Source organism: Shimia sp. (genome assembly GCF_049116215.1).
Taxonomy (GTDB): Bacteria; Pseudomonadota; Alphaproteobacteria; order Rhodobacterales; family Rhodobacteraceae; genus Shimia.
Genome location: NZ_JAGDZB010000003.1, coordinates 147231 through 168275, shown reverse-complemented (window position 1 = coordinate 168275; position 21045 = coordinate 147231). Strand labels below are relative to the sequence as shown.

Genomic DNA, 21045 nt, shown 5'->3' with positions numbered 1-21045 from the left:
GTCACCGCGGATGGCGCTGTGCTTCGATGCGGTGCCAGACACTCATGACGTCTTGCCCCATGCGTTGATGGGACACCAAATCAAACCGAGGCGCTTCGCCTAAGCGGGCCAACCCCATGGCACCAATGGCCGGATGGCCTTCGGCGCCGATCACCGCACCTGCGGAAAAGGTAATCAACTCATCCACCACGTCTGCAGCCAAAAGCGACGCCGCCAACGCCCCGCCGCCTTCGCAAAACACGCGCGTCAACCCTTGTTTTCCAAGCGCTTCCAGCACGCCTTGCGCGGACAAATGCACCCCATCCAACCGACACGGCAACAGAACAGCGCCAAGATCACGCCAAGTCTGTTGCAACGACGCATCCGCGTCACTGCCATGCACAATCCAAACCGGCACGTCTTTGGCCGTCTGCGCCAGAACACTCATCAACGGCAGGTCCAAGCGCCGCGACACCACCACTCGCACCGGCTGCGCCACCTCGCCAAACTCGCGCACTGTCAGCGAAGGATCATCCGCCCGCGCAGTGCCGCCTCCAACCATCACAGCGTCGTGGCGCAGGCGCATGCCATGCACAGCCCGGCGCGACTCCGGTCCGGTGATCCAACGGCTTTCGCCCGTGGCCGTGGCAATCCGCCCGTCCAACGTGGTCGCCAGCTTCAAGGTCAAAAACGGTCGCCCAAGATCGGTTTTCAGGAAAAACCCCTGCAGATCGCGCGCCGCTTCATCTGCTAGAACACCTGTGGTCACCTCGATGCCCGCATCTTGCAACATCGCCAATCCGCGCCCAGACACGCGCGCATCACTGTCTTCCACAGCCACCACAACGCGCGCCACCTGCGCCTTAATCAAAGCTTCTGCACAAGGCGGCGTTTGTCCATGATGGGCACAAGGTTCCAGCGTCACATAAGCCGTGGCGCCCTGTGCGGCGTCCCCAGCTTGCGTCAACGCTTCTGGTTCCGCATGTGGTCGCCCGCCAGGCTGGGTCCAGCCCCGCCCGACAACGCGTCCGTCTTTCACAATGACACAGCCCACGGCTGGATTTGGCCAGCAGAAACCTTGACCGCGCCGGCCCAATGACAGGGCCAACGCCATGTAACGGCGATCAGTCACGTTTACTCCTCAGGAGATTGGTCGGGACGCAGTTCGCTTACAAATTTATCAAAATCATCGGCCGCTTGGAAGTTCTTGTAGACGCTGGCAAAGCGCACATAAGCAACGGTATCAATCCGCGCCAGAGCTTCCATGACAATCTCACCAATGGTTTTAGACGGAATATCCGTCTCGCCCATGCTCTCCAGTCGCCGCACGATGCCGCTGATCATCTGATCGATGCGCTCCGGCTCCACTGGACGTTTCTGCATGGAAATACGGATCGAACGCTCCAGCTTGTCGCGGTCAAAGTCTTCGCGACGGCCGTTGGATTTCACCACCACCAAATCACGAAGCTGCACACGTTCGTAGGTTGTGAACCGCCCGCCACAAGCCGGACAAAACCGCCGACGACGGATCGATACGTGATCCTCCGCTGGCCGCGAATCTTTCACCTGAGTGTCGATGTTTCCGCAAAACGGACAGCGCATAGACTTCCCCTTGTTTCATCTGCTCTTTGCCTGTGCCGCAATAGGTTACGGCGTGGGTTGGGTATTTTCCCAAGTTATCCACAGGCACTATAGGAGAGCTACAACTCTTTGGGTAGAGGCAAAAAGCCACCCCAAGATAGGCGGTACTGGGAAAACACATCCCGCTTTCCCCCTGAAGATTTTCCGCCACGGCCCTATATCAATTGCATAGGCCCAACGGTCTTCCAATCATGCACCTAAATGCGCTGTCACACCCCTCGTGTGCGGCGCATTCCTGTGTTCAAACAGATAAATTCCCTGCCATGTTCCCAGTGCCAGCTGCCCGTTTGCCACCGGAATTGACAGCGACACCGGCATCATAGCCGCCTTGATATGCGCTGGCATATCGTCTGGCCCTTCGTAGGTGTGCGTCAAGTAGCCCATCGATGGATCAGAAGTTGGCGGAACCAGGCGGTGAAAGAAGTTCTGTAAATCCGTCTGCACTTCAGGGTCCGCATTTTCCTGAATGAGCAAACTGCAAGAGGTGTGCCGCACAAACAGCGTAAGCAAGCCTGTGCGCTCGGTCTGCAAGACCCAGCGCGTAACGTCACGCGTAAACTCATAGAGTCCGGGCCCACGCGTGGATATCTGAAACTCGGTTTGCATCGGCACAGCCCACTAGCTGACGTCACTGTTGCGTGGCGGAGCGCAGCTGTTGCGCGCGCGCCCAACACTATTTGCCTGCCCCACGCTCGGCCCCCAGTTGCCTGCACGCCCTGTTGCTCCTGAAACTTGTTCTGGTGGCTTGAGCGAAAACTGCGCCGCATCTGGGCTTTTCATAGTCACGCCCTGACCAGCGCCACCCACGGTATAAACCAATGCATTGTCAGACGCACCAAGCTGGCGACTGGCGTAAGAGCCCGCGCCACACCAAAAATCCGATTTGCGCCCGTTGGGCCGCGCGATCACCTCAAAAACATCAGCGTTCACCGGGTTAACGCGCACGCCATTGCGCGCGGTAAACGCGGCGCTCCCGCCCGTTTGACAGCCAACCAAGGCCAACAAGGAAGCGGAAATTACAAGGTTGGACGCAGACAGTTTCATTTGACCTCCAGCTGGCTCAAATCAGGCCCAAAAGTTGTTGCGATCGATGTTGCAATCCTGACGGGCAGCTCCCACCGATTTGCTAGACCCCAGGCGCGGTCCCCAACGCCCCGAACGCCCCGTTGCACCCTGCGCAACCTGAGGCGGCTTTAAGGAAAACTGCGCCGTTTCTGGATTGGACGTTACAGTTCCAGGACCGGTTCCTCCCACGACATATACACGTGCACCGTTTGGCGCGCCCAACTGTCGGCTCGCATAGTCACCAGCGCCGCACCAGAATTCGGCCTCAATGGCGTTAGGTCGCACACCCACCTCAAAGACATCCGCGTTCACCGGTGTCACACGCACACCTCCGCGGGACACAAACCCGCCACCGGAGCCGGTACTCATACATGCGCTCAGCGCTAGGGAGGCAATCATCAATCCAACTGAGAGTGTTTTCATTTGGCCCTCCAAAGCCCTGTGCCGTGATTCAGGTAGATCTCGATGCCGAATAATTTCTTAGAAAACCGCAAATGGATCACCAATTATGCGACAATACCTGCGCGCATCCGCCACAAACTCATCTTCACCGATCCGAGGACCATAGGTGCTGGTGCGCCCTGTGGCACCCGCCGCCTGCCCCGCAGGTTTCAAGGAAAACTGTGCTGTATCCAAACTTTCGCTGGCCACACCGCGACCCGCCTCGCCCACCACATAAACTCGCGCGCCCGCAGGGGCACCAAGCACTTGTGCCGCGTAATTTCCAGCACCACACCAATACTGAGCAGTTGGATTGCCGCCAGGACGAGCCGCCACTTCAAAAACGTCCGCAGACACTTGGTTCACACGAATATTGCCCACGGTCATAAAATCACTGGGGCCCAGACCGCCCCCTTCGGAGCACGCCGGTATCATCAAGAGCGCTAAAGCAAAAAGTCGTTTCATCAAAATCTCTGGGGTCAACGTCCACCCACGATGGTAGACAGGCTCAGACTACCTGCAATCTATCCAAGAGAAAAGGCCAGCAAAGCTGCTGGCCCGTTCACTTTTTCACATGCGCGGTCCAAGCCTGCGCGATGCATTTAGAAAATTTGATCACCCATCTGGTCAATCATCTGCTTTGCTTTGGCAATGGAGGCTTCTGCAGCCTCGCCTTGGTCGCGCAGAACATCTGCTCGGATCAACGTGTGGCTTTTGGCCTCACCGCTCACCACGCCATCAATGCGCGCTGAAATGCGAAACTGACCACCATCGGGGATAGGACACGGCGTGATCTGATAGCCTTTGTACTCCACCGGTTGGGCCGTCTTTTCGGCAGCGGCATCGTTTGAGCCACCACTGCCGAAGAGTTTCTTCAGGAACGACATTGCTTACTGATCCAGGAAGCTGCGCAGCTTGCGCGAACGGCTTGGATGCTTCAGCTTGCGCAGCGCTTTCGCCTCGATCTGACGGATACGTTCACGGGTCACGCTGAATTGCTGGCCAACTTCCTCAAGCGTGTGGTCCGTGTTCATGCCGATGCCAAAGCGCATCCGCAGTACACGCTCCTCACGCGGGGTGAGACTTGCCAGTACACGGGTGGTGGTCTCTTTGAGGTTTTCCTGAATGGCGCTGTCCAGCGGCAGCACGGCATTCTTGTCCTCGATGAAATCACCCAGCTGGCTGTCTTCCTCGTCCCCAATCGGAGTTTCCAGAGAGATCGGCTCCTTGGCGATTTTCATCACCTTGCGCACCTTCTCCAGAGGCATCTGCAGCTTCTCGGCCAGTTCTTCCGGCGTTGGCTCACGGCCAATCTCATGCAGCATCTGACGGGAGGTCCGCACCAGCTTGTTGATCGTTTCGATCATATGCACCGGAATACGGATGGTGCGGGCTTGGTCTGCAATCGAGCGGGTGATCGCCTGACGGATCCACCAGGTCGCATAAGTCGAGAATTTGTAGCCGCGACGGTATTCAAACTTGTCCACCGCCTTCATCAGGCCGATGTTACCTTCCTGAATAAGATCAAGAAATTGCAAGCCGCGGTTGGTGTATTTTTTGGCAATCGAGATCACCAGACGCAGGTTGGCCTCGACCATTTCTTTCTTGGCCTGACGCGCCTCTTTTTCACCCTTCTGAACCTGCTGCACAATGCGGCGGAATTCCGGGATGTCCAAGCCCACATACTGGCCCACTTGCGCCATGTCGTTGCGCAGCTCGGTCACTTTGTCGACAGAGCGCTCCATAAACATCTGCCATCCACGACCGGACTTCTCGGACATATCGTCCAGCCAGTTCGGATCGAGTTCGCGGCCACGGTAGGCGTCAATGAACTCACGGCGGTTGATACGCGCCTGATCCGCCAGCTTCACCATGGAGCTGTCGATCTGCATCACACGGCGGTTGATGCCGTAGAGCTGGTCAATCAGCGCTTCGATACGATTGTTGTGCAGGTGAAGCTCATTCACCAGTTCCACAATCTCGGACCGCAATTTTTGATACGTGTCTTCATCCGATTTGGAGAACGACCCATCTTCGTTCAGTGTCGCCGAAATCCGCGCGTCCTGCATATCCGACAGCATCGCAAAGTCGCGCGCAATGATGTCGAGCGTTTCGAGAACCCGCGGCTTCAGCGCGGCTTCCATCGCGGCCAACGACATGTTGGCCTGCTCATCTTCATCATCATCGTCATCTTCTTTGGCAATTGGATTGCCATCAGCGTCAAGCTCTTGTTGGCCGTCATCCGATTTGGGCGCCGAGGTCACATTGGCCGCTTCCGCGGCGACAGGGGTGGCACCACTCTCTTCGTCGTCCCCCATCTGGTTACCAAAGGTGGTCTCCAGATCGATCACATCGCGCAGCAAAATATCCTCAGAGAGAAGTTCGTCACGCCAGATGGTAATCGCTTGGAAGGTCAGCGGGCTTTCGCACAGCCCGGCAATCATTGTGTTGCGACCTGCCTCGATGCGCTTGGCAATCGCGATCTCGCCCTCACGGCTCAGAAGCTCAACCGAGCCCATCTCGCGCAGGTACATACGCACCGGATCGTCGGTGCGGTCGAGTTTCTCGTTGTTGCCGCTGGCAACGGCCACGCCACGTGCTGCCGAGGAGGTGTCCACAACAGCGGTGGATTTTGCCTCTTCTTCCTCAGCTTCTTCATCTTCAATGATGTTGATGCCCATCTCGGACAACATCGACATCACGTCTTCAATTTGCTCGGAGCTCACTTGATCAGGTGGCAGAACCTGGTTCAGCTGATCGTAAGTGATGTAGCCCTTCTCCCGGGCCTCGGCGATCATTTTCTTGACGGCAGTTTGGCTCATATCGAGCGAGATTTCTGCGTCCTGATCGGCGGGCTTCTGGTCGTCGGTGTCCTTGGCGGCCATTCAATGCTCCTGCAAGTTCGGGCTAAGGTGATTCGCTGGCTCCGAATCAACCCCGCAACAGGGTGATTCGCAACCCCACTGCGTCCGTTTTCTTCATGTGTTGCTCACAAGGCTGCGCCTTGGGGCGTTATCCCCGGCGTGGTGGCTTCCCACCCCTTGTAAAATCGATCATTTCTGCCAGCGCATCCAACGCTGCACGTTCATCTTTGTCAATTGGCGCCCCATTGTCGCCAACAGCAAAATCGCCCCCGCCTTCTTCGTCGAGACCGCTTTGCATTGCCTTATTTCGCGCCTCTGCTGCCTGGCCCAACCGCCAGGTCATCGCCTCATCAGCGACGCTCATGAGGTCTTCTTCAGCTTCGGCGATTTCTTCGCTCAATCCCCGCGCGGTTTTGAGCTTTGCGAGCTCTTCGGTCAGCGTCATGCGCGCCAGCGCCATGTCACCGGGTTTGCGTACGGCGGGGGTGATGGCGACATGGGGTTGGCGCAGCAGGTTTTCAACCATCTCGAGCCCCAAAGCTATTTCCACATTGCCACGCGGGTCCGGCGTGTTGGCATAGCGCAACAACACGTCGCGCAAATGCGCGTTGTCCTGATCCATGCAGTCCATGCTTTCGATTTCATATTCAAAATCATCCAGCAGTTCCGGATTGACCAATGCCACAGCCAAAACCACGGCCTCCCGCACGCGCATCTCCACAGGCCCTTCGCTGGCCGCCAGCATAGAAGACTTGGTATGGGCCTGAACCGTCGGCTCGGCGTTCCACTTGCCACGCTTGAAACTGCCTTTATTGCCGCCTCGTTGCGGCCGAAACAGTTGGAAGCGCAATTCCTTAATCGCTTCGCCGTAGTGGCTGCGGATTGACGGATCCTGGATCAGCTTGATCTTTTGTTTGAGCAGCTTGTCCAACGCTGCGCGCCGTTCCGGGCTGTCAAACACCTTGCCTTCAACTTCGCGCTGCCACAGAAGGTTCACCATTGGCATCGCGCCATCCAGCACCTTCTGCACCGCACCGGCACCTTTGGCTTTGATCAGGTCATCCGGGTCCTGCCCTTCTGGCATCACTGCAAAGCGCAGCGACTTACCTGCCTCAAGCAATGGTAACGCCAGATCAACCACCCGCATTGCGGCCCGAATGCCCGCCTTATCGCCATCCAACGCAATGATCGGCTCATCCGAGATACGCCACAGCAACTGCAGCTGGTTTTCCGTGACCGCTGTGCCAAGCGGGGCCACAGAGGCGCCAAAGCCAGCATCACACAAAGCAATCACATCCATGTAGCCTTCCGCCACAATCAGCGGCTGGCCTTTGCCTGCGGCTTCCCGCGCCGGACCATGGTTGTAAAGGCTGCGCCCTTTGTCAAACAGCTCAGTCTCCGGGCTGTTGAGATATTTGGCGTTGTCGTTGGGGTCCATCGCACGACCACCAAAGGCGATACACTTGCCGCGCGCATCCCGGATTGGGAACATGATCCGATTGCGAAAGGTGTCGTAAGGCTTGCCGCCTTTGTTGGACGGTTTGGCCAGCCCAGCGCCCATAATCAAATCAGGTGCCACACCTTTGCCGGTCAGCGCATCCCACAGACCTTGCCAGCCGTCCGGCGCAAAGCCAATGTCAAACCGATCCCGCGTTTCCTGCGCCATGCCGCGCTTGTCCAGATAGGCGCGCGCCTCGGACCCAGCCCCGGCATTCAACATCAGGCGGAAATGCTGCACTGCCATTTCCATAACATCAGCCAACTGCGTGCGACGGTCCGCCTTCTGCTGCGCCTGTGGATCACGCTTGGGCATAGTCATCCCGGCCTCTTCGGCCAGAATTTCCACCGCCTCCATAAAACCTACATTTTCGGTTTCGGTCACAAACTTGATCGCATCCCCTTTGGCCTGACAGCCAAAGCAGTAGTAATACCCCTTGCGGTCATCCACATGAAAAGACGCGGTTTTTTCATGATGAAACGGACACGGTGCCCACATGTCCCCTTTGCCCTGATTAGACTTGCGCGCTTCCCAAATGACTTTACGCCCCACCACCTGAACAATGGAGGTGCGGCTGCGAAGCTCATCTAGGAATCCGGGCGGTAAGGACATGGCAATCCGATCAGGTCAGTTTGAAGCGGACTTCTGCATTTCCTGAATTTGGTCCCAATTGTCCAGACACTGTTGTTCAACTTGTGCGCCCAGATCGATTTTTTTCAGGTCACGCTTTTTGGCGCCATACACAATAGGCGCAAAATGTGTGATTGCCGCGTTGTAGTTCTCCGGCCAAGTGGGCTCATTGGCGAGCAGATACTCTTCCAGATCCTTGGCTTTCACCTTCTCCAGACGCGCATCCTGAATGGCTTTGATCACCTGCCCCTGGTATTTGCAGGTGTCTTCTTTGCCATCGGCGGCATAGGCTGTTGCGCTGCTCAGCATCAGCGCCACGAGAGTATAACGGACCATCAAGGCCTCCTGAATCACTTTAGACTCAGAGAGACTACCCGCGCGCGGCGAGGCTTTCCATGGCCCTTTGCAAATCGTGAACAAGCGTCTTTGCCATGGAGCGGAACGCCATGATCTGAAACGCCTGCTCCCCAACCCGCGTGATCGACACGGTCATATGCCCCAGCATGGTGCGCGCCGTATGCCCCCGCTTGAAGGTCGCCATACTCAGATCCACCGGCACCAGCCGCGCCAGCACATCCTCTGCGCCCGCACCCTCCAGCTTCACAACCGCCCAAGCATCGCTTTGATCCACAACAGTTGCCTCGTTCTGCAGGCTCCAATTGGGTGCAGGCCCAACCAGCAAAACTTGATCGTGACCAAACCAAATGGCCCGTGCCGCAGCTGTGCCGGTTGCGCGATTGGGTTTTGGCATCGCCATCCCATACGCGGATTTCAACCGCTCGGAACAAGCCTCAAACCGTCCTTTGCGGGCGGTCAACATTGTCAGGCTTACAGGCAATACCTCGATTAACGACACATCACCCACAGTGATCGGCAACAGCCCCTCACAGGGCGTCTTTGCAAGCAACTCAACCACGCAACCGCCCTCCCTCTGGATCAAAGAACACCGGATCACAGACCTCACACCGCGCAGTCACACCGCGCAAGTGATCCACCATGATTACCTGTTCTCCATACCGCGCCCGCCCGTTGCGCAGAAACGCCAATCCCAGGAAGCTCTCCAAAGTCGGCGAGAACCCAACCGAGGTGGTGTAGCCCTGTTCATTCTCCCGCACCGGCTCCGCATCCACCTCAAACAAATGCGCCCCGGCGGTCAGCTGTTTCACCGCCCCCACCGGTTTTAAGCCCACCAGCTGTTCCCGCTCCGCGCCAGACAACCCCGGTCGCTCGCTCATGGTTTTGCCAATGCAGTCTTTCTTGGCGCTGACCATGCGCTCCATGCCAATGTCAAAAGCCGTTGTGCGCCCGTGAATTTCCGAATGGGTGATGAAGCCTTTCTCAATCCGAAGCACATTGAGCGCCTCCATGCCATACGCCCCACCGCCCAGCGCCTCTGCCTTTTGCACCAGCGTTTGATACAAGCTCTCCCCATAACGCGCAGGCACCGCAATCTCATAGGCGTGCTCTCCACTGAAAGAGATGCGGAACAACCGCCCCCGCACGCCACCGACGGTGATCTCGCCACAGCCCATGAACGAGAAACTATCGTTGTCTATCTCTTCCCCAACAACACCTGCCAACACCTCGCGCGATTTCTGCCCCGCGACCGCAAACTGCGCCCATTGCTCGGTCACTGACACCATCGATACATCCAGCTCCGGCCGCAGACACTGATGCACATACTCCAGATGCCGCATCACCGCCCCCGCCGCCGCCGTGGTCGTGGTCATCACAAAATGCTCGTTGCCCAACCGCGCCGTGGTGCCGTCATCCATGACAGTGCCGTCTTCGCGCAGCATCAGACCATAGCGCACCTTGCCAACCTTCAGCGTGCTGAAGGTATTGGTGTAGACAAGATCCAGAAACGCGCCCGCATCCGAGCCTTGGATGTCGATCTTGCCCAGCGTGGACACATCACAGACCCCAACCGCATGGCGCACCATCTGCACTTCGCGGTCACAGCTCTGGCGCCACTTGGTTTCGCCTGCTTTGGGGAAGTAACTTGGCCGATACCACAGCCCGGCCTCAATCATCGGCGCACCATCGGTGACGCTGGCGTCATGGCTGGTTGTGAACCTCTCCGGCGCAAAGCCAAGGCCCTGTCCGCCTGCGCCCAGCGCCGCGATACTTACCGGCACAAATGGCGGCCGGAAGGTGGTGGTGCCAGTCTCCGGTATTCCCCGCCCGGTCGCATCCGCCAAAACCGCCAGCGTGCCCATGTTGGAATTTTTCCCCTGATCCGGCGCCATACCCTGTGTGGTGTACCGCTTCATATGCTCCACAGAGCGGAAGTTCTCCCTCGCCGCCTGCTTCACATCCTTCACGGTCACGTCGTTCTGGAAATCCAGCCAAGCACGGCCCCGTCCCGCTACGGCCCAAAGTGGTTCCATGTTGTAAGGCGCATCCTCGGCTGACGGTAGATCCACATCCCCAACCTCAAGGCCCAGCGCTTCAACAGCCTCTTTTGCTTTTTCAGCGCCTTCCCGCAACGCGCCCACTGTAGAGAACGTGCCGTTACAAGCCCCCGCCGTGGTCAACCCCGGCACCATGCCCGCAACGGGGCCAAAGCTCTGAATATCCTCGCGCCATTCCGGACGCCCATTCATGTGGCACGTCAAATGCACCGTTGGATTCCAGCCGCCAGAGACCGCCAGACAATCGGTGCCAAGCTTCTCCTCCCCACTGACCGTGCGGTAAGACACGCTTTCCAGTGCCTTGCGCCCTCCAGTGTCACAGACCTCCGCACCGCGTATCACCGGGTAATCGTCTCCGCCTGGGCCGTCCTTCCGACTGTCCAACACGGCGGTCACATGAACGCCCGCGGCTTTCAGGTCCCGCGCGGTGCGATGACCATCATCGTTGTTGGTGAACACCGTCACCGCCCGCCCCGGCGCAACACCATACCGATGCAAGTAGGTCCGCACCGCCGCCGCACCCATGATCCCTGGACGATCATTGTTCTTAAACGCAATCGGCCGCTCGATGGCCCCCGCACAGAGGATCGTACGCTTCGCGACAATGCGCCAGAAACACTCCAAAGGCTGCCCTTTGGCTCCGCTGAGGTGGTGGCTCACCCGTTCCAGCGCGCCAAACGTGCCCTGATCATACGCACCCGTCACCGTGGTGCGCGGCATCAGCCGCACATTGGGCAAACCTGCCAGTTCATCCAGCACATCCGCCGCCCATTCCGCAGCGGGAATGCCATCAATCTCTTCGCGCTCACCATTCAGACGCCCGCCCAGCACGCTGTCCTCATCGGCCAAAAGCACGTCCGCTCCCGCGCGCGCCGCGGTCATCGCAGCCATAAGACCCGCAGGACCAGCGCCAATCACCAAGACATCGCAAAAGGCGAACACCTTTTCATAGAGATCTTCATTGTGATCCCCTGACAGCGCGCCCAAACCAGCGGACCGGCGAATGATCGGCTCATACACCCGCTCCCAAAACGCCTTGGGCCACATAAACGTCTTGTAATAAAACCCCGCCCCAAAAAACGGCGCCGCCAGATCATTTATCGCCAGCAGGTCCACATCCAGACTGGGCCACCGGTTCTGACTGCGCACTTCCAGCCCGTCATAAATCTCCTGCATCGTCGCCCGCACATTGGGCTCCTGATGCGCCCCGCGCCCAACGGTGACCAACGCGTTGGCCTCGTCCGACCCAGCGCCCATCACACCTCGTGGCCGATGATACTTAAACGAGCGCGCCACCAGATTGATGTCATTCGCCAGCAAGGCCGAGGCCACCGTATCCCCGGCAAACCCTTGCACAGTGTGGCCATCAAAGGTGAAGCTGACCGGCGTGCCCCTGTCCACCTGGCCTTTGTACGCAATCCTCATGCGCTGGCCTCCTTCGCATCAGACGCCAGTTCGGTCGCGAGCACCTCATGGGTCAGTGTGTTGCGGGTCACCACAATCCAGGCACCACATCCGCCTTCGTGATACCAAAGGTCTCGCGTCACACCCGCCGGGTTGTCTCGGTTGTGCAGATAGTCATCCCACACAACATCACTGGCCTCCGGGTCGGGGCGTTTCAACGCTTTGGCATCGCCCATATAATAAAACTCGCGCCGGTCACGCTCACCACAGTGTGGACAGGTCAATCTCATTTGCTGTCCCCGTCATCGCTTGGGCCATCAAAACCGGATTCGTCAGAAACGTCATAAACAGTCCGCGCGGCCTCACATTGCCGCGCGTCCCCACGGAGCAGCTTGTATTTCACCGCCTTGCCCGGCACCTCGGCCAGATCCACCGCGCCGCCGCAACTGTCGGTTTCGCCCACCATCAAATAGCTGGTCTCAATTGTCATCGCGTCGCCACTATCGCGCGTCACAAAGAAATTGCCGCCATCACACTCCACCGTGCAGCCCTTGCGCCCACCACTGTCAAAACACAACAGGAACTGGTCCAACACCTGCCCCGCATGTTGGGTGCCCGCAACGTGCCCTTGGTTGGTAAACCCCACGAGCATATTGGCCAGTTTGTTCTGGTTCTCATCACTGTAGACCCACAACTGCATCCAATCGACCACCTGTGCCGGTTGCCCTGCCAAATGTGCATCTGAATAGTCCCGCACGTAACAGCCCGCATCCGGTCCTTCGGCCAGCACAGGTCCGGCCATCAAAGCACCGCTCAACAACACACTCTTGAAAACGCTCTTCATCCCCGCCCCTCAATGCAGATTGTGTTGAGAGCCGGTGCCCTCTTCATCCATGATGCCGACACCGGTGCGGAACCGATCCATGCGGAACTTCGCCGCATAGTCGTGATGCTGATCCGTCGCCATCAAATGCGCCATGCACCAACCGCTCGCGGGCACAGCTTTGAACCCGCCATAGTTCCAACCACAATCGATGTAGAGCCCATCGATGCCCTCCATCTTGTCGATGATCGGGCTGCCATCCGGCGTCATATCCATTATACCGCCCCAGCTGCGCAGCACCTTGGCTTTACCGATCATCGGCATCAACGTCATGCCCGCCTCCATGACGTGCTCTTTCATCGGCAGGTTCCCGCGCTGCGCATAGGAGCTGTAGAAATCCAGATCCCCGCCAAAAACCAAGCCGCCCTTATCCGACTGGCTGATATAGAAATGCCCCATGCCAAAGCTGATCACATGATCCATGACCGGCTTCAGCCCCTCGGTCACAAAGGCCTGCAACACATGGCTCTCAATCGGCAACCGCCGCCCCGCCATACCCGCCACCAGACCAGACCGCCCAGCCACAATAATCCCAACCTTCTTAGCCCGGATCGCACCGCGTGTAGTCTGCACCCCCTTCACAACACCGCCCTCAATGTCGATGCCGGTCACTTCGCAGTTCTGCACCAAATCAATACCGCGATCCGATGCCCCACGCGCATACCCCCAGGCCACCGCATCATGCCGCGCTGTGCCGCCGCGCGGATGATACAGCCCGCCATAAATCGGGAAACGGCCCTGTTCAAAATCAAGGTAGGGCAGCTTCTTGCGCACCCCTTCACGATCCAACAGCTCCGCGTCATCACCTTGATTGATCATCATATTGCCACGGCGCGCAAATGCGTCGCGCTGCCCATCGCTGTGGAACAGATTGATCAGCCCGCGCTGCGAGAACATCACATTGTAGTTCAGCTCCTGCTCCAGCCCTTCCCAGAGCTTCATCGAATGGGAATAAAACTCGCTATTGCCCTGAAGGAAGTAGTTCGCGCGCACAATCGTGGTGTTGCGCCCGACATTACCACCGCCAAGATAACCTTTTTCTAGCACCGCAATATTGGTCATGCCATGGTTCTTGGCGAGGTAATACGCCGTGGACAGACCATGACCGCCACCGCCGATTATCACCATGTCGTATTCCGGCTTCGGCTGCGCATCGCGCCAATGCGCAGTCCAGCCTTTGTTGCCGGTCAGCCCTTCTGCCAAAACCTTGAGGCCGGAAAACCGCATATTGTTTATCCCCTGAATGCCTACAACAGGCGTGCCACCAAATCCGACACGACCTCCCGACATCAGGCGCAAAAAACACAGGCAAGGATGGTCGCTTAGCGACAGAATGCGTCGCTAGACGCACAATTGCAATTAGGCTCTCTCAAGCCCTCAAAACGATAGGGAAAACGCCACGCCCATTAGCGGCGCGGTGTCATAGCTCTGCTTGGACAGGGTTGCGCCAGTCGCGTTTTCCACCGCCAAACTGCCGTCCACTTCCGCACCGGCAAACACAACAAAGCTCATGCCAGGATTGGGATCATAAGACAGGCTCATCACCACGGGCACGCTCTTGTCCTGCCCCACATTGCCGCCCGCAAGCGCAAAGCGGTTGGTTTCTTGGCGGGCAGACAGGGTCAGCCCCCAAGTGTCACTCACGTCATAGCGCAGCGACAGACCCGGGCCCTGACTTGCACCGAGTGTGGGACCCGTGCTCAGGCTCCAGCGGTTGGCAAATTCCCAATCCAGCAAAAGCGCCGGAAAAGCGTCATAGTCATCACCGCCCAGACCTTCAAATGCCCCAAACGCCGGACCAATCACCAGATTGTCGCCCACTTCCCAACTGACGCCAGCAAACAGACCTGCGCTGCGCCCATCGCTTGCCGACGCGCCAGAGGCATAACGGCTGCGCACAGATGGCGCCACAAACCAGCGCATCCCATTGGCGGTGCGCCCCGCCAAAGACACCGTCACCGAACGCTCATCGACCTTGTCCCAAAGCGCAGGCATTCCGCTAAAGTCATAGTCTGACTGGCCAAACGTCGCCGACACGCCGTAGCTGATCCCACCCGGATTGCGCTTAAACGCGCCGACGCGGCTATAAACACGATCCGCCGAGAAGCTCCCGCCGCCATTTGTATCGCTGCTGTCCTGGTTCAGGTATGCGCCATCAAAGCTGAAGATCCAGCCCTCAGGCGCTTGAGCAGAAGCTGCACCAGCCGCGACACTCATTGCGGCAACTGTCAAAAAACGCATCATGAAATGATCCTCGAAAAGTTTGGTCCATACACGGTACGCGACCAGCGTCTGCAAGGATCACTCAAAACGAGAAAAGCGTGGGATGACTCTCAAGCGCAACACTTATGGTGTCGCGGCCCTGCGTTCCGCTTTGCTCAATACGCGCGGCTCTACAACAGGCGACCCTTCATCAAACAAAGGATTGTCCCGCACTTGGCCACGCATCAGCGCCCCAAAATGCCGCGCCAAGACGTTGAAACCCGCCTTGTTGAAGCCGTAGTCCTTAAGCGGCTCCGTGCCAAACGGCGCATCTTTGGTATGCACCACAGCAATCACCTTGCCGATAGCCCTGTCAATCGCGTCGCCCCGCATTGCGGGCACTGACACGCCGACAAAGGCCAGCTTGGTGCCGCCGAGCGTGTTGAACACCGGCGTGTCACAACAGCTCGCATACCACCGCATCAACCCTTTGGGTGACAGGCGCAAACAGGCCAGATGCTCTTGACCTTGGGTGAGTTCCAAATTGGATGGGATGGTCTGATAGATGTCGGAGCCGTTGCGCGGCATCAAGGTGTCGCCGGCGCCAAGCGCCATTGCACCCGTCTGACAATCTTTGCAGTAACATTGCACATGTGAGCCCGTTTTCGGGCTCACATTTTTTAGCTTTGCACCAAACTGCCCACACCGGCAGCTGATCGCGATATCAACCATTAAAGCCCTTTTGCACGGTAGCTGGCCGCCACCTTGTCAATCGACACGAGGTAGGCCGCTGTGCGCAAATCCTCTACATCGGCACGGTCGTGCCACACATCTCGCATAGATTGATAGGCAATCCGCATGGTGTCATCAAGGCCGGAGCGTACAAGCTCCAGCTCACCGGCACCACGCAGGTACTTCTGCTTGAAGCTGTCGGTCAGGCTGTACTGGGTGCCCAGCGCTTCGCTGATCTTTTCCAGTTCATCCACCACCAACTGGTGACGCGACTCTTCCTGACGCCGTTGCATACGACCAAAACGGATGTGGCTGAGGTTTTTGACCCACTCAAAGTAGGACACGGTCACACCACCGGCGTTGGCATACATGTCCGGAATGATCACAGTGCCCTTCTTGCGCAGAATCTCATCCGCACCCGCCGTCACAGGACCGTTCGCAGCCTCAATGATCAACGGCGCCTGAATGCGTGCCGCATTCTCCATGTTGATCACCCCTTCCAGCGCCGCCGGAATAAGGATGTCACAGGCTTCTTCCAGCACGGCGCCGCCTTCACGGGTGTAGGTTGCATCCGGATAGCCGGACACACCACCGTGTTTGGCCAGCCACTGCTGCACCGCATCTACGTCGATGCCGTCGTCATTATACAGCGCTCCGTCACGCTCAATGATGCCCACAACTTTACAGCCATCTTCATCCGACAGGAACTTGGCGGCGTGGTAGCCCACGTTACCCAGGCCCTGCACAATCACGCGCTTACCGTCCAGGCTGCCTTCAAGGCCCGCCTTCTCAATATCGCGCGCGTCGCGGAAGAACTCCTGAAGCGCATATTGCACACCGCGACCAGTGGCTTCGACACGGCCAGAGATACCACCAGCATTAAGCGGTTTACCGGTCACACAGGCGCGCGCGTTGATGTCTGTGGTGTTCATGCGCGCATATTGGTCTGCGATCCAGGCCATCTCGCGCTCACCGGTGCCCATGTCTGGTGCCGGCACGTTCTGGGATGGGTGGATCAGGTCACGCTTGGCCAGCTCATAAGCAAAACGGCGCGTGATACGCTCCAGCTCGTGCTCGTCATATTTGCGTGGATCAATACAGAGACCGCCCTTAGAGCCGCCAAACGGCGCTTCAACCAGCGCACATTTGTAGGTCATCAGCGCTGCCAGCGCCTCAACCTCGTTCTGGTTCACACTTGGCGCAAAACGGATACCGCCTTTGACCGGCTCCATGTGTTCCGAGTGAACCGAGCGGTACCCGGTAAACGTCTGGATCTGACCGCGCAAGCGCACACCAAAGCGCACGGTATAAGTCGCGTTGCACACCCGGATCTTTTCCTCCAGCCCCGGTGGCAAGTCCATCAGCGCCACCGCGCGATTGAACATCAGGTCAACACTTTCCCGAAAACTCGGTTCTTTAATAGCGCTCATCAATTTTCCTCCCGACAAGCAACACCATGCGACTCACCGTCACATTTACCGACTTAAGTATGAGTAAGGTCATAACACCACCGAAGATAACAGATGAAAATGTGCAACACTTTGAGTTGCCAGCGTTGCCTCAACGGAAACAGAACCACTCACAGGCCCAAGACTGTATCCAACTACCTGCAATAATTGAAAAAAATCTTAATCATCGTCAAATGAACTGCTAGGTTTTGCCCCAATTACGCCCCAATCCGTTGAAATAAGATCTTGCGACGCAGACCGTCTGGAGACGGAGAGTCCCATTTCGGGTGTGTCGCAGAGAGGTATGTAAAATGAAACAGTTTCAGGCACCGGTTAGGCCACCTGTTACGCCCCTGCCAAGGGCGCTTTGGCGGCTGGGCGCGCACCGTTTCCGAAAGGAAGAGGACGGTGTCATGGTTGGCTTTAGCGTCATTCTTGTAATTATGATGATCACGATTGGCGGCATTGGCGCCGACATCATGCTCGCGGAGATGCGGCGGACGCAGCTGCAACACACGTTGGACCGCGCCATTTTGGCAGCAGCCGACTTGGACCAGACCCGCGCCGCGGATGTTGTTGTGGCTGACTACTTTGAGAAAGCGGGCGTGGCCCACACTTTGAACGAAGTGACCGTGTCGCAATCGCTCAACCACCGGAGCGTCAGCGCAACCGCTGAAATCGAGTCCAATCTCGTTTACAGCACCGTGAGCCGGGACATGAAAACCCTGATGCCGGAGAAACCAGCCGGCGAGGTGTACTCCAGTGCGGAAATACAGGAACTGAAAGAAAAGCTGCCCGAGCGCACCAGCTTGACCATTGGCGCCAGCGGCACCGCTGAAGAGCGTATTGGCAACATCGAAATTTCGTTGGTCCTGGACGTCTCCGGTTCGATGAACAACAACAGCCGCCTGTCCAACCTCAAGGTCGCAGCCAAAGAGTTTGTTCAAACCATGGATGACACAACCGAAGACGACACCATGTCGATCTCGATTGTGCCCTACGCGGCACAGGTCTCCACACCGGACGAATTGATGAATGCGCTGACAACCAACGGTGAAAACCCGCGGGCCAATTGTCTGAACTTCCATTCGGCAGACTACAGCGAAGCCTTCATCGATCCGTATCGCGAATACGACCAAACGCTGCACGCCACCTGGAGCAGCAGCAGCTATGACCGCCGCCCCAGCAATGGCTATGTTGACGTGAACGCCTACACCGACTGTCGCGCGGAAACGTCTCGCGAGTTGACCCTTATTCAGAACGACACCGACACGCTGAAAGACTACATCGATGATATGTTCGGCAGCGGCAACACCTCGATCGACACCGGCATGAAATGGGGCACCGCCTTGCTTGATCCGGCCTTCCAGCCGGTTGTGTCCAGCATGATCGATAGCACGTCCGGCAACACAGGGACAATTTCCAATGTGTTCGAAGGTCGCCCCTACGAGTATGGCACCAATGAATCTCTGAAGATTGTGGTTCTGATGTCGGACGGTCAAAACACGCGCCAACACTTTGTCACCGACAACTATCGACTGGGCAACTCCAACGTCTGGTATAACGATCAGGAGGATTTCTATTCCCTGTACCTGGGTCAAGACGAAGGTGACGATGACGGTGACGGCATCACCGACGAGCCTATCTATTTCTGGCCTGAGGACGGAGTGTTCCGTAATCACGCCTATGGTGAAGGCACTTATGAAGTGACCGAAACGGTCAACAGCGACATTTGTAAGTCTTATCGTAGAAACGGTTCCTGTAAGCGGTACAAAAAGATCCAAAAGACCGTCACAGTAAACGAGCCTGGCGAAGCCGAGGTCATTTCCTACGCCGACCTTTGGGCCCGGACCACGCCAAAATACGTAGCCGATGTGCTCTATGCCCCGCTGATGGGCCAGGATGCCGCGCGCAACGCCTGGTACTATCCGGTCGTTGATGATGTGGGCTACGGCACCAAAGACACACGCACCCGCAGTGTATGTGAGGCGGCCAAGGATAACGGTATCATCGTTTACACCATCGGTTTCGAAGCGCCCAATGCAGCCCGTGTGGTTCTGCAGGACTGCGCCAGCTCTGACAGCCACTACTTCGATGTACAGGGTCTCGAAATCCGCGACGCCTTTGCCGCAATCGCAACATCTATCCGTCAGCTGAGGTTGATCCAATGATCTATTCGGTTCTCAAAAAAGCCCGCTCCCTCCTGCGCAAAGAGGACGGGGCCGTCACGGTCGACTTTGTGATCATGGTGCCCTTCTACTTGAGCGTCTTCCTGGCCTCTGCCGAACTCGGCTTGATGTCCCTGCGCTATGCGTATCTGGAACGGTCTCTGGATGTGGCGGTGCGCGACATCCGGCTCTCCACAGGGCACGTGCCGTCTCACGACGATTTGGTGCAACAGATCTGTGATCAGGCCAGCGTCATTCCAGACTGCACAAGCAATCTGTCGCTGCAAATGATCCAGCGCGACCCGCGCAATTGGGAAGAGCTGCCAGAAGCCAGCACATGCGGCACCCTGCACGAAGATAATGCAGACGTCGATCCGGTGGTGCGCTTTGATGACGGCGAAGCCAACGAGATGATGTTCTTGCGGGCCTGCGCGTCAGTACGAGCCATCTTCCCGGGCGCACTGTTTGTGCCGGTTGCGGTCCGCAACGCCGATGGCGAATACGCCTTGGTTGTTGAAAACACCTTTGTTCAGGAGCCTCGTTGATCCATGTCTGTATTGAACCTACGCAAATCACTTGCCGCGTTCCGCAAAGACACCACAGGCACAGTTGCGGTCGAAACAGCCATCATCTTCCCAACTTTGCTGTTCTGTCTGTTTGTCATGATGAACATCTTTGACGCGTACCGCGCCAAATCCACCACCGAGAAAGCCGCCTTTGCGGTGTCGGATATGCTGTCTCGTGAAACCATGGCGGTGAACGCGGACTACATTGACGGCATTCATGCTGTTTTGGAAGAAATCTCTACTGTACGCAGTGGCCATTCCCTAACGGTGAGCCACGTCTATTGGAGCCCGGTTTCCAGCGATTATGTGCTGGCCTGGTCCCACAGCAACGGCAGCGGCAGCGGCATCTCCGCCACCCAGTTTAACGAGATGAAAGACAAGCTGCCCGTTCTGGTGGACGGCGAAAGCCTGATCGTTGTGGAAACCACTGCTGAATACACCCCGCCAATTCTGGCAGGTTGGAACGGCAAACGCCCCTACGGCGAAGAAAGCGCGTTAAACATGGACATCGACACGTTTGTGTTCACACGCCCCCGCTTTGCGCCACAACTGGCCTGGAGCAACAGCTAAGACCGCGCCGCTGGCAGCGCGGAACCTTTACCCCTCGGTTTGGTTCCGCACTGCCAGCAGCGCTTCAATGATCTGGGCCATGGATTTGGCCTCGGATCCGGGTGTTACGCCGCCAATGCCCACCCGGCGGCCAAATGCCCACCAAAGCCCCGGTTGCCACTTGCGCGACCGGGGCTTTTTGAGATGCACGGTGAAGCCATTGGACGGCTTCATGTCAAACATACCCACTTTGATCGCGGCGATGTTGTCCAATAGTACAATGGTCTCACCAGACGTGCTGCGCAGGCCTTGCTGTGTGAGCTCAATGCGATGCTCCGTTGCCCGCCGAGTGGCAACTGCCAGCCAAAGCACCAATCCCCCTGTCACCAGCAGGAAAACCCGCCAGTGCAGCGCAGGCGCGGTGGTCAGCGCGAGGTAAATCAACACCCCCCCCAAGACAAACAGGGTTGCGAGGCCAAACAGGCGGCGCATTGGGGAAGCGGTGATGGTGGCCAGAACCTCTGGGAGGTCCGAAGTGTCTTGCGTGGTCATGTCTGTCCT

Annotated in this window: 22 protein-coding genes; 3 read left to right on the top strand and 19 right to left on the bottom strand. The window is 57.6% G+C overall.

Features of this window, described 5'->3' with window-relative positions; genetic code table 11:
• Position 1 precedes the first annotated feature (1 nt).
• From ribD to JXR15_RS09310, 18 genes are all read right to left on the bottom strand, one after another.
• Positions 2 to 1111 (bottom strand): bifunctional diaminohydroxyphosphoribosylaminopyrimidine deaminase/5-amino-6-(5-phosphoribosylamino)uracil reductase RibD, encoded by a 1110-nt coding sequence (gene ribD, locus JXR15_RS09395; RefSeq protein ID WP_422052977.1) that lies wholly within the window; start codon positions 1109 to 1111, stop codon positions 2 to 4.
• Positions 1112 to 1113: 2 nt separating this feature from the next.
• Positions 1114 to 1581, bottom strand: coding sequence for a transcriptional regulator NrdR (gene nrdR, locus JXR15_RS09390; RefSeq protein ID WP_299419473.1), 468 nt, complete (start codon positions 1579 to 1581; stop codon positions 1114 to 1116).
• 228 nt (positions 1582 to 1809) lie between these two features.
• The gene (locus JXR15_RS09385; protein WP_422052976.1) at positions 1810 to 2226 is read right to left on the bottom strand and encodes a secondary thiamine-phosphate synthase enzyme YjbQ; all 417 of its coding nucleotides are present in this window, start codon (positions 2224 to 2226) and stop codon (positions 1810 to 1812) included.
• Positions 2227 to 2238: 12 nt separating this feature from the next.
• The gene (locus JXR15_RS09380; RefSeq protein ID WP_422052975.1) at positions 2239 to 2664 is read right to left on the bottom strand and encodes a hypothetical protein; all 426 of its coding nucleotides are present in this window, start codon (positions 2662 to 2664) and stop codon (positions 2239 to 2241) included.
• Positions 2665 to 2685: 21 nt separating this feature from the next.
• Positions 2686 to 3108, bottom strand: a complete 423-nt coding sequence (locus JXR15_RS09375; protein ID WP_422052974.1) for a hypothetical protein — start codon at positions 3106 to 3108, stop codon at positions 2686 to 2688.
• Positions 3109 to 3165: 57 nt separating this feature from the next.
• Entirely contained in the window at positions 3166 to 3591 is a 426-nt protein-coding gene (locus JXR15_RS09370; protein WP_422052973.1) for a hypothetical protein, read from the bottom strand.
• A gap of 137 nt (positions 3592 to 3728) precedes the next feature.
• The gene (locus JXR15_RS09365) at positions 3729 to 4013 is read right to left on the bottom strand and encodes an HlyU family transcriptional regulator (RefSeq protein WP_422052972.1); all 285 of its coding nucleotides are present in this window, start codon (positions 4011 to 4013) and stop codon (positions 3729 to 3731) included.
• A gap of 3 nt (positions 4014 to 4016) precedes the next feature.
• On the bottom strand, positions 4017 to 6011 hold the full coding sequence (gene rpoD / locus JXR15_RS09360) for an RNA polymerase sigma factor RpoD (protein ID WP_422052971.1): 1995 nt from the start codon (positions 6009 to 6011) through the stop codon (positions 4017 to 4019).
• Between the two features lie 127 nt (positions 6012 to 6138).
• Complete coding sequence (gene dnaG, locus JXR15_RS09355; protein WP_422052970.1) at positions 6139 to 8100, bottom strand: DNA primase; 1962 nt, start codon at positions 8098 to 8100, stop codon at positions 6139 to 6141.
• A gap of 15 nt (positions 8101 to 8115) precedes the next feature.
• Positions 8116 to 8454: a hypothetical protein gene (locus JXR15_RS09350; protein WP_299419452.1), complete on the bottom strand. Its 339-nt coding sequence runs from the start codon at positions 8452 to 8454 to the stop codon at positions 8116 to 8118.
• Between the two features lie 34 nt (positions 8455 to 8488).
• Positions 8489 to 9034 carry a sarcosine oxidase subunit gamma gene (locus JXR15_RS09345; RefSeq protein WP_422052968.1) on the bottom strand — a complete coding sequence of 182 codons (546 nt, stop codon included), beginning with the start codon at positions 9032 to 9034 and terminating at the stop codon, positions 8489 to 8491.
• Complete coding sequence (locus JXR15_RS09340; protein ID WP_422052967.1) at positions 9027 to 11957, bottom strand: sarcosine oxidase subunit alpha family protein; 2931 nt, start codon at positions 11955 to 11957, stop codon at positions 9027 to 9029. Before JXR15_RS09340 ends, JXR15_RS09345 begins: the two co-directional genes overlap by 8 nt.
• Entirely contained in the window at positions 11954 to 12226 is a 273-nt protein-coding gene (locus JXR15_RS09335) for a sarcosine oxidase subunit delta (RefSeq protein ID WP_422052966.1), read from the bottom strand. Before JXR15_RS09335 ends, JXR15_RS09340 begins: the two co-directional genes overlap by 4 nt.
• Positions 12223 to 12780, bottom strand: a complete 558-nt coding sequence (locus JXR15_RS09330; RefSeq protein ID WP_422052965.1) for a hypothetical protein — start codon at positions 12778 to 12780, stop codon at positions 12223 to 12225. The genes JXR15_RS09335 and JXR15_RS09330 overlap by 4 nt, the downstream gene beginning before the upstream one ends.
• A 9-nt stretch (positions 12781 to 12789) precedes the next feature.
• Complete coding sequence (locus tag JXR15_RS09325; RefSeq protein ID WP_422052964.1) at positions 12790 to 14046, bottom strand: sarcosine oxidase subunit beta family protein; 1257 nt, start codon at positions 14044 to 14046, stop codon at positions 12790 to 12792.
• A gap of 150 nt (positions 14047 to 14196) precedes the next feature.
• A complete protein-coding gene (locus JXR15_RS09320) occupies positions 14197 to 15063 on the bottom strand; it encodes a hypothetical protein (protein WP_422052963.1) in 867 nt (288 codons plus the stop codon).
• A gap of 102 nt (positions 15064 to 15165) precedes the next feature.
• Positions 15166 to 15753, bottom strand: coding sequence for a DUF6151 family protein (locus JXR15_RS09315; protein ID WP_422052962.1), 588 nt, complete (start codon positions 15751 to 15753; stop codon positions 15166 to 15168).
• A complete protein-coding gene (locus JXR15_RS09310; protein ID WP_422052961.1) occupies positions 15753 to 17183 on the bottom strand; it encodes a Glu/Leu/Phe/Val family dehydrogenase in 1431 nt (476 codons plus the stop codon). The genes JXR15_RS09315 and JXR15_RS09310 overlap by 1 nt, the downstream gene beginning before the upstream one ends.
• 431 nt (positions 17184 to 17614) lie before the next feature.
• On the opposite strand from JXR15_RS09310, the gene JXR15_RS09305 reads away from it, so the two are divergent.
• Genes JXR15_RS09305 through JXR15_RS09295 form a run of 3 tightly spaced genes read left to right on the top strand, consistent with a single transcriptional unit; the run spans position 17615 to position 20505 of the window.
• Positions 17615 to 19372, top strand: coding sequence for a pilus assembly protein TadG-related protein (locus JXR15_RS09305; protein ID WP_422052960.1), 1758 nt, complete (start codon positions 17615 to 17617; stop codon positions 19370 to 19372).
• Complete coding sequence (locus JXR15_RS09300) at positions 19369 to 19914, top strand: TadE/TadG family type IV pilus assembly protein (protein ID WP_422052959.1); 546 nt, start codon at positions 19369 to 19371, stop codon at positions 19912 to 19914. Before JXR15_RS09305 ends, JXR15_RS09300 begins: the two co-directional genes overlap by 4 nt.
• A 3-nt stretch (positions 19915 to 19917) precedes the next feature.
• Entirely contained in the window at positions 19918 to 20505 is a 588-nt protein-coding gene (locus tag JXR15_RS09295) for a TadE/TadG family type IV pilus assembly protein (protein WP_422052958.1), read from the top strand.
• Between the two features lie 27 nt (positions 20506 to 20532).
• Here JXR15_RS09295 and JXR15_RS09290 read toward each other — a convergent pair whose 3' ends face one another.
• Positions 20533 to 21036, bottom strand: a complete 504-nt coding sequence (locus tag JXR15_RS09290; RefSeq protein WP_422052957.1) for a hypothetical protein — start codon at positions 21034 to 21036, stop codon at positions 20533 to 20535.
• Positions 21037 to 21045 lie beyond the last annotated feature (9 nt).

Excerpts from the sequence above, each read along its gene's own strand:
- JXR15_RS09335 (WP_422052966.1), bottom strand. The coding sequence starts at position 12,226 with ATGAGATTGACCTGTCCACACTGTGGTGAGCGTGACCGGCGCGAGTTT.
- JXR15_RS09300 (WP_422052959.1), top strand. The coding sequence starts at position 19,369 with ATGATCTATTCGGTTCTCAAAAAAGCCCGCTCCCTCCTGCGCAAAGAG.
- JXR15_RS09365 (WP_422052972.1), bottom strand. The coding sequence starts at position 4,013 with ATGTCGTTCCTGAAGAAACTCTTCGGCAGTGGTGGCTCAAACGATGCC.
- JXR15_RS09295 (WP_422052958.1), top strand. The coding sequence starts at position 19,918 with ATGTCTGTATTGAACCTACGCAAATCACTTGCCGCGTTCCGCAAAGAC.
- JXR15_RS09375 (WP_422052974.1), bottom strand. The coding sequence starts at position 3,108 with ATGAAAACACTCTCAGTTGGATTGATGATTGCCTCCCTAGCGCTGAGC.
- JXR15_RS09305 (WP_422052960.1), top strand. The coding sequence starts at position 17,615 with ATGGTTGGCTTTAGCGTCATTCTTGTAATTATGATGATCACGATTGGC.
- JXR15_RS09330 (WP_422052965.1), bottom strand. The coding sequence starts at position 12,780 with ATGAAGAGCGTTTTCAAGAGTGTGTTGTTGAGCGGTGCTTTGATGGCC.
- JXR15_RS09320 (WP_422052963.1), bottom strand. The coding sequence starts at position 15,063 with ATGATGCGTTTTTTGACAGTTGCCGCAATGAGTGTCGCGGCTGGTGCA.
- JXR15_RS09370 (WP_422052973.1), bottom strand. The coding sequence starts at position 3,591 with ATGAAACGACTTTTTGCTTTAGCGCTCTTGATGATACCGGCGTGCTCC.
- JXR15_RS09315 (WP_422052962.1), bottom strand. The coding sequence starts at position 15,753 with ATGGTTGATATCGCGATCAGCTGCCGGTGTGGGCAGTTTGGTGCAAAG.
- JXR15_RS09350 (WP_299419452.1), bottom strand. The coding sequence starts at position 8,454 with ATGGTCCGTTATACTCTCGTGGCGCTGATGCTGAGCAGCGCAACAGCC.
- JXR15_RS09310 (WP_422052961.1), bottom strand. The coding sequence starts at position 17,183 with ATGAGCGCTATTAAAGAACCGAGTTTTCGGGAAAGTGTTGACCTGATG.
- JXR15_RS09380 (WP_422052975.1), bottom strand. The coding sequence starts at position 2,664 with ATGAAACTGTCTGCGTCCAACCTTGTAATTTCCGCTTCCTTGTTGGCC.
- dnaG (WP_422052970.1), bottom strand. The coding sequence starts at position 8,100 with ATGTCCTTACCGCCCGGATTCCTAGATGAGCTTCGCAGCCGCACCTCC.
- JXR15_RS09385 (WP_422052976.1), bottom strand. The coding sequence starts at position 2,226 with ATGCAAACCGAGTTTCAGATATCCACGCGTGGGCCCGGACTCTATGAG.
- JXR15_RS09340 (WP_422052967.1), bottom strand. The coding sequence starts at position 11,957 with ATGAGGATTGCGTACAAAGGCCAGGTGGACAGGGGCACGCCGGTCAGC.
- JXR15_RS09325 (WP_422052964.1), bottom strand. The coding sequence starts at position 14,046 with ATGCGGTTTTCCGGCCTCAAGGTTTTGGCAGAAGGGCTGACCGGCAAC.
- JXR15_RS09290 (WP_422052957.1), bottom strand. The coding sequence starts at position 21,036 with ATGACCACGCAAGACACTTCGGACCTCCCAGAGGTTCTGGCCACCATC.
- nrdR (WP_299419473.1), bottom strand. The coding sequence starts at position 1,581 with ATGCGCTGTCCGTTTTGCGGAAACATCGACACTCAGGTGAAAGATTCG.
- rpoD (WP_422052971.1), bottom strand. The coding sequence starts at position 6,011 with ATGGCCGCCAAGGACACCGACGACCAGAAGCCCGCCGATCAGGACGCA.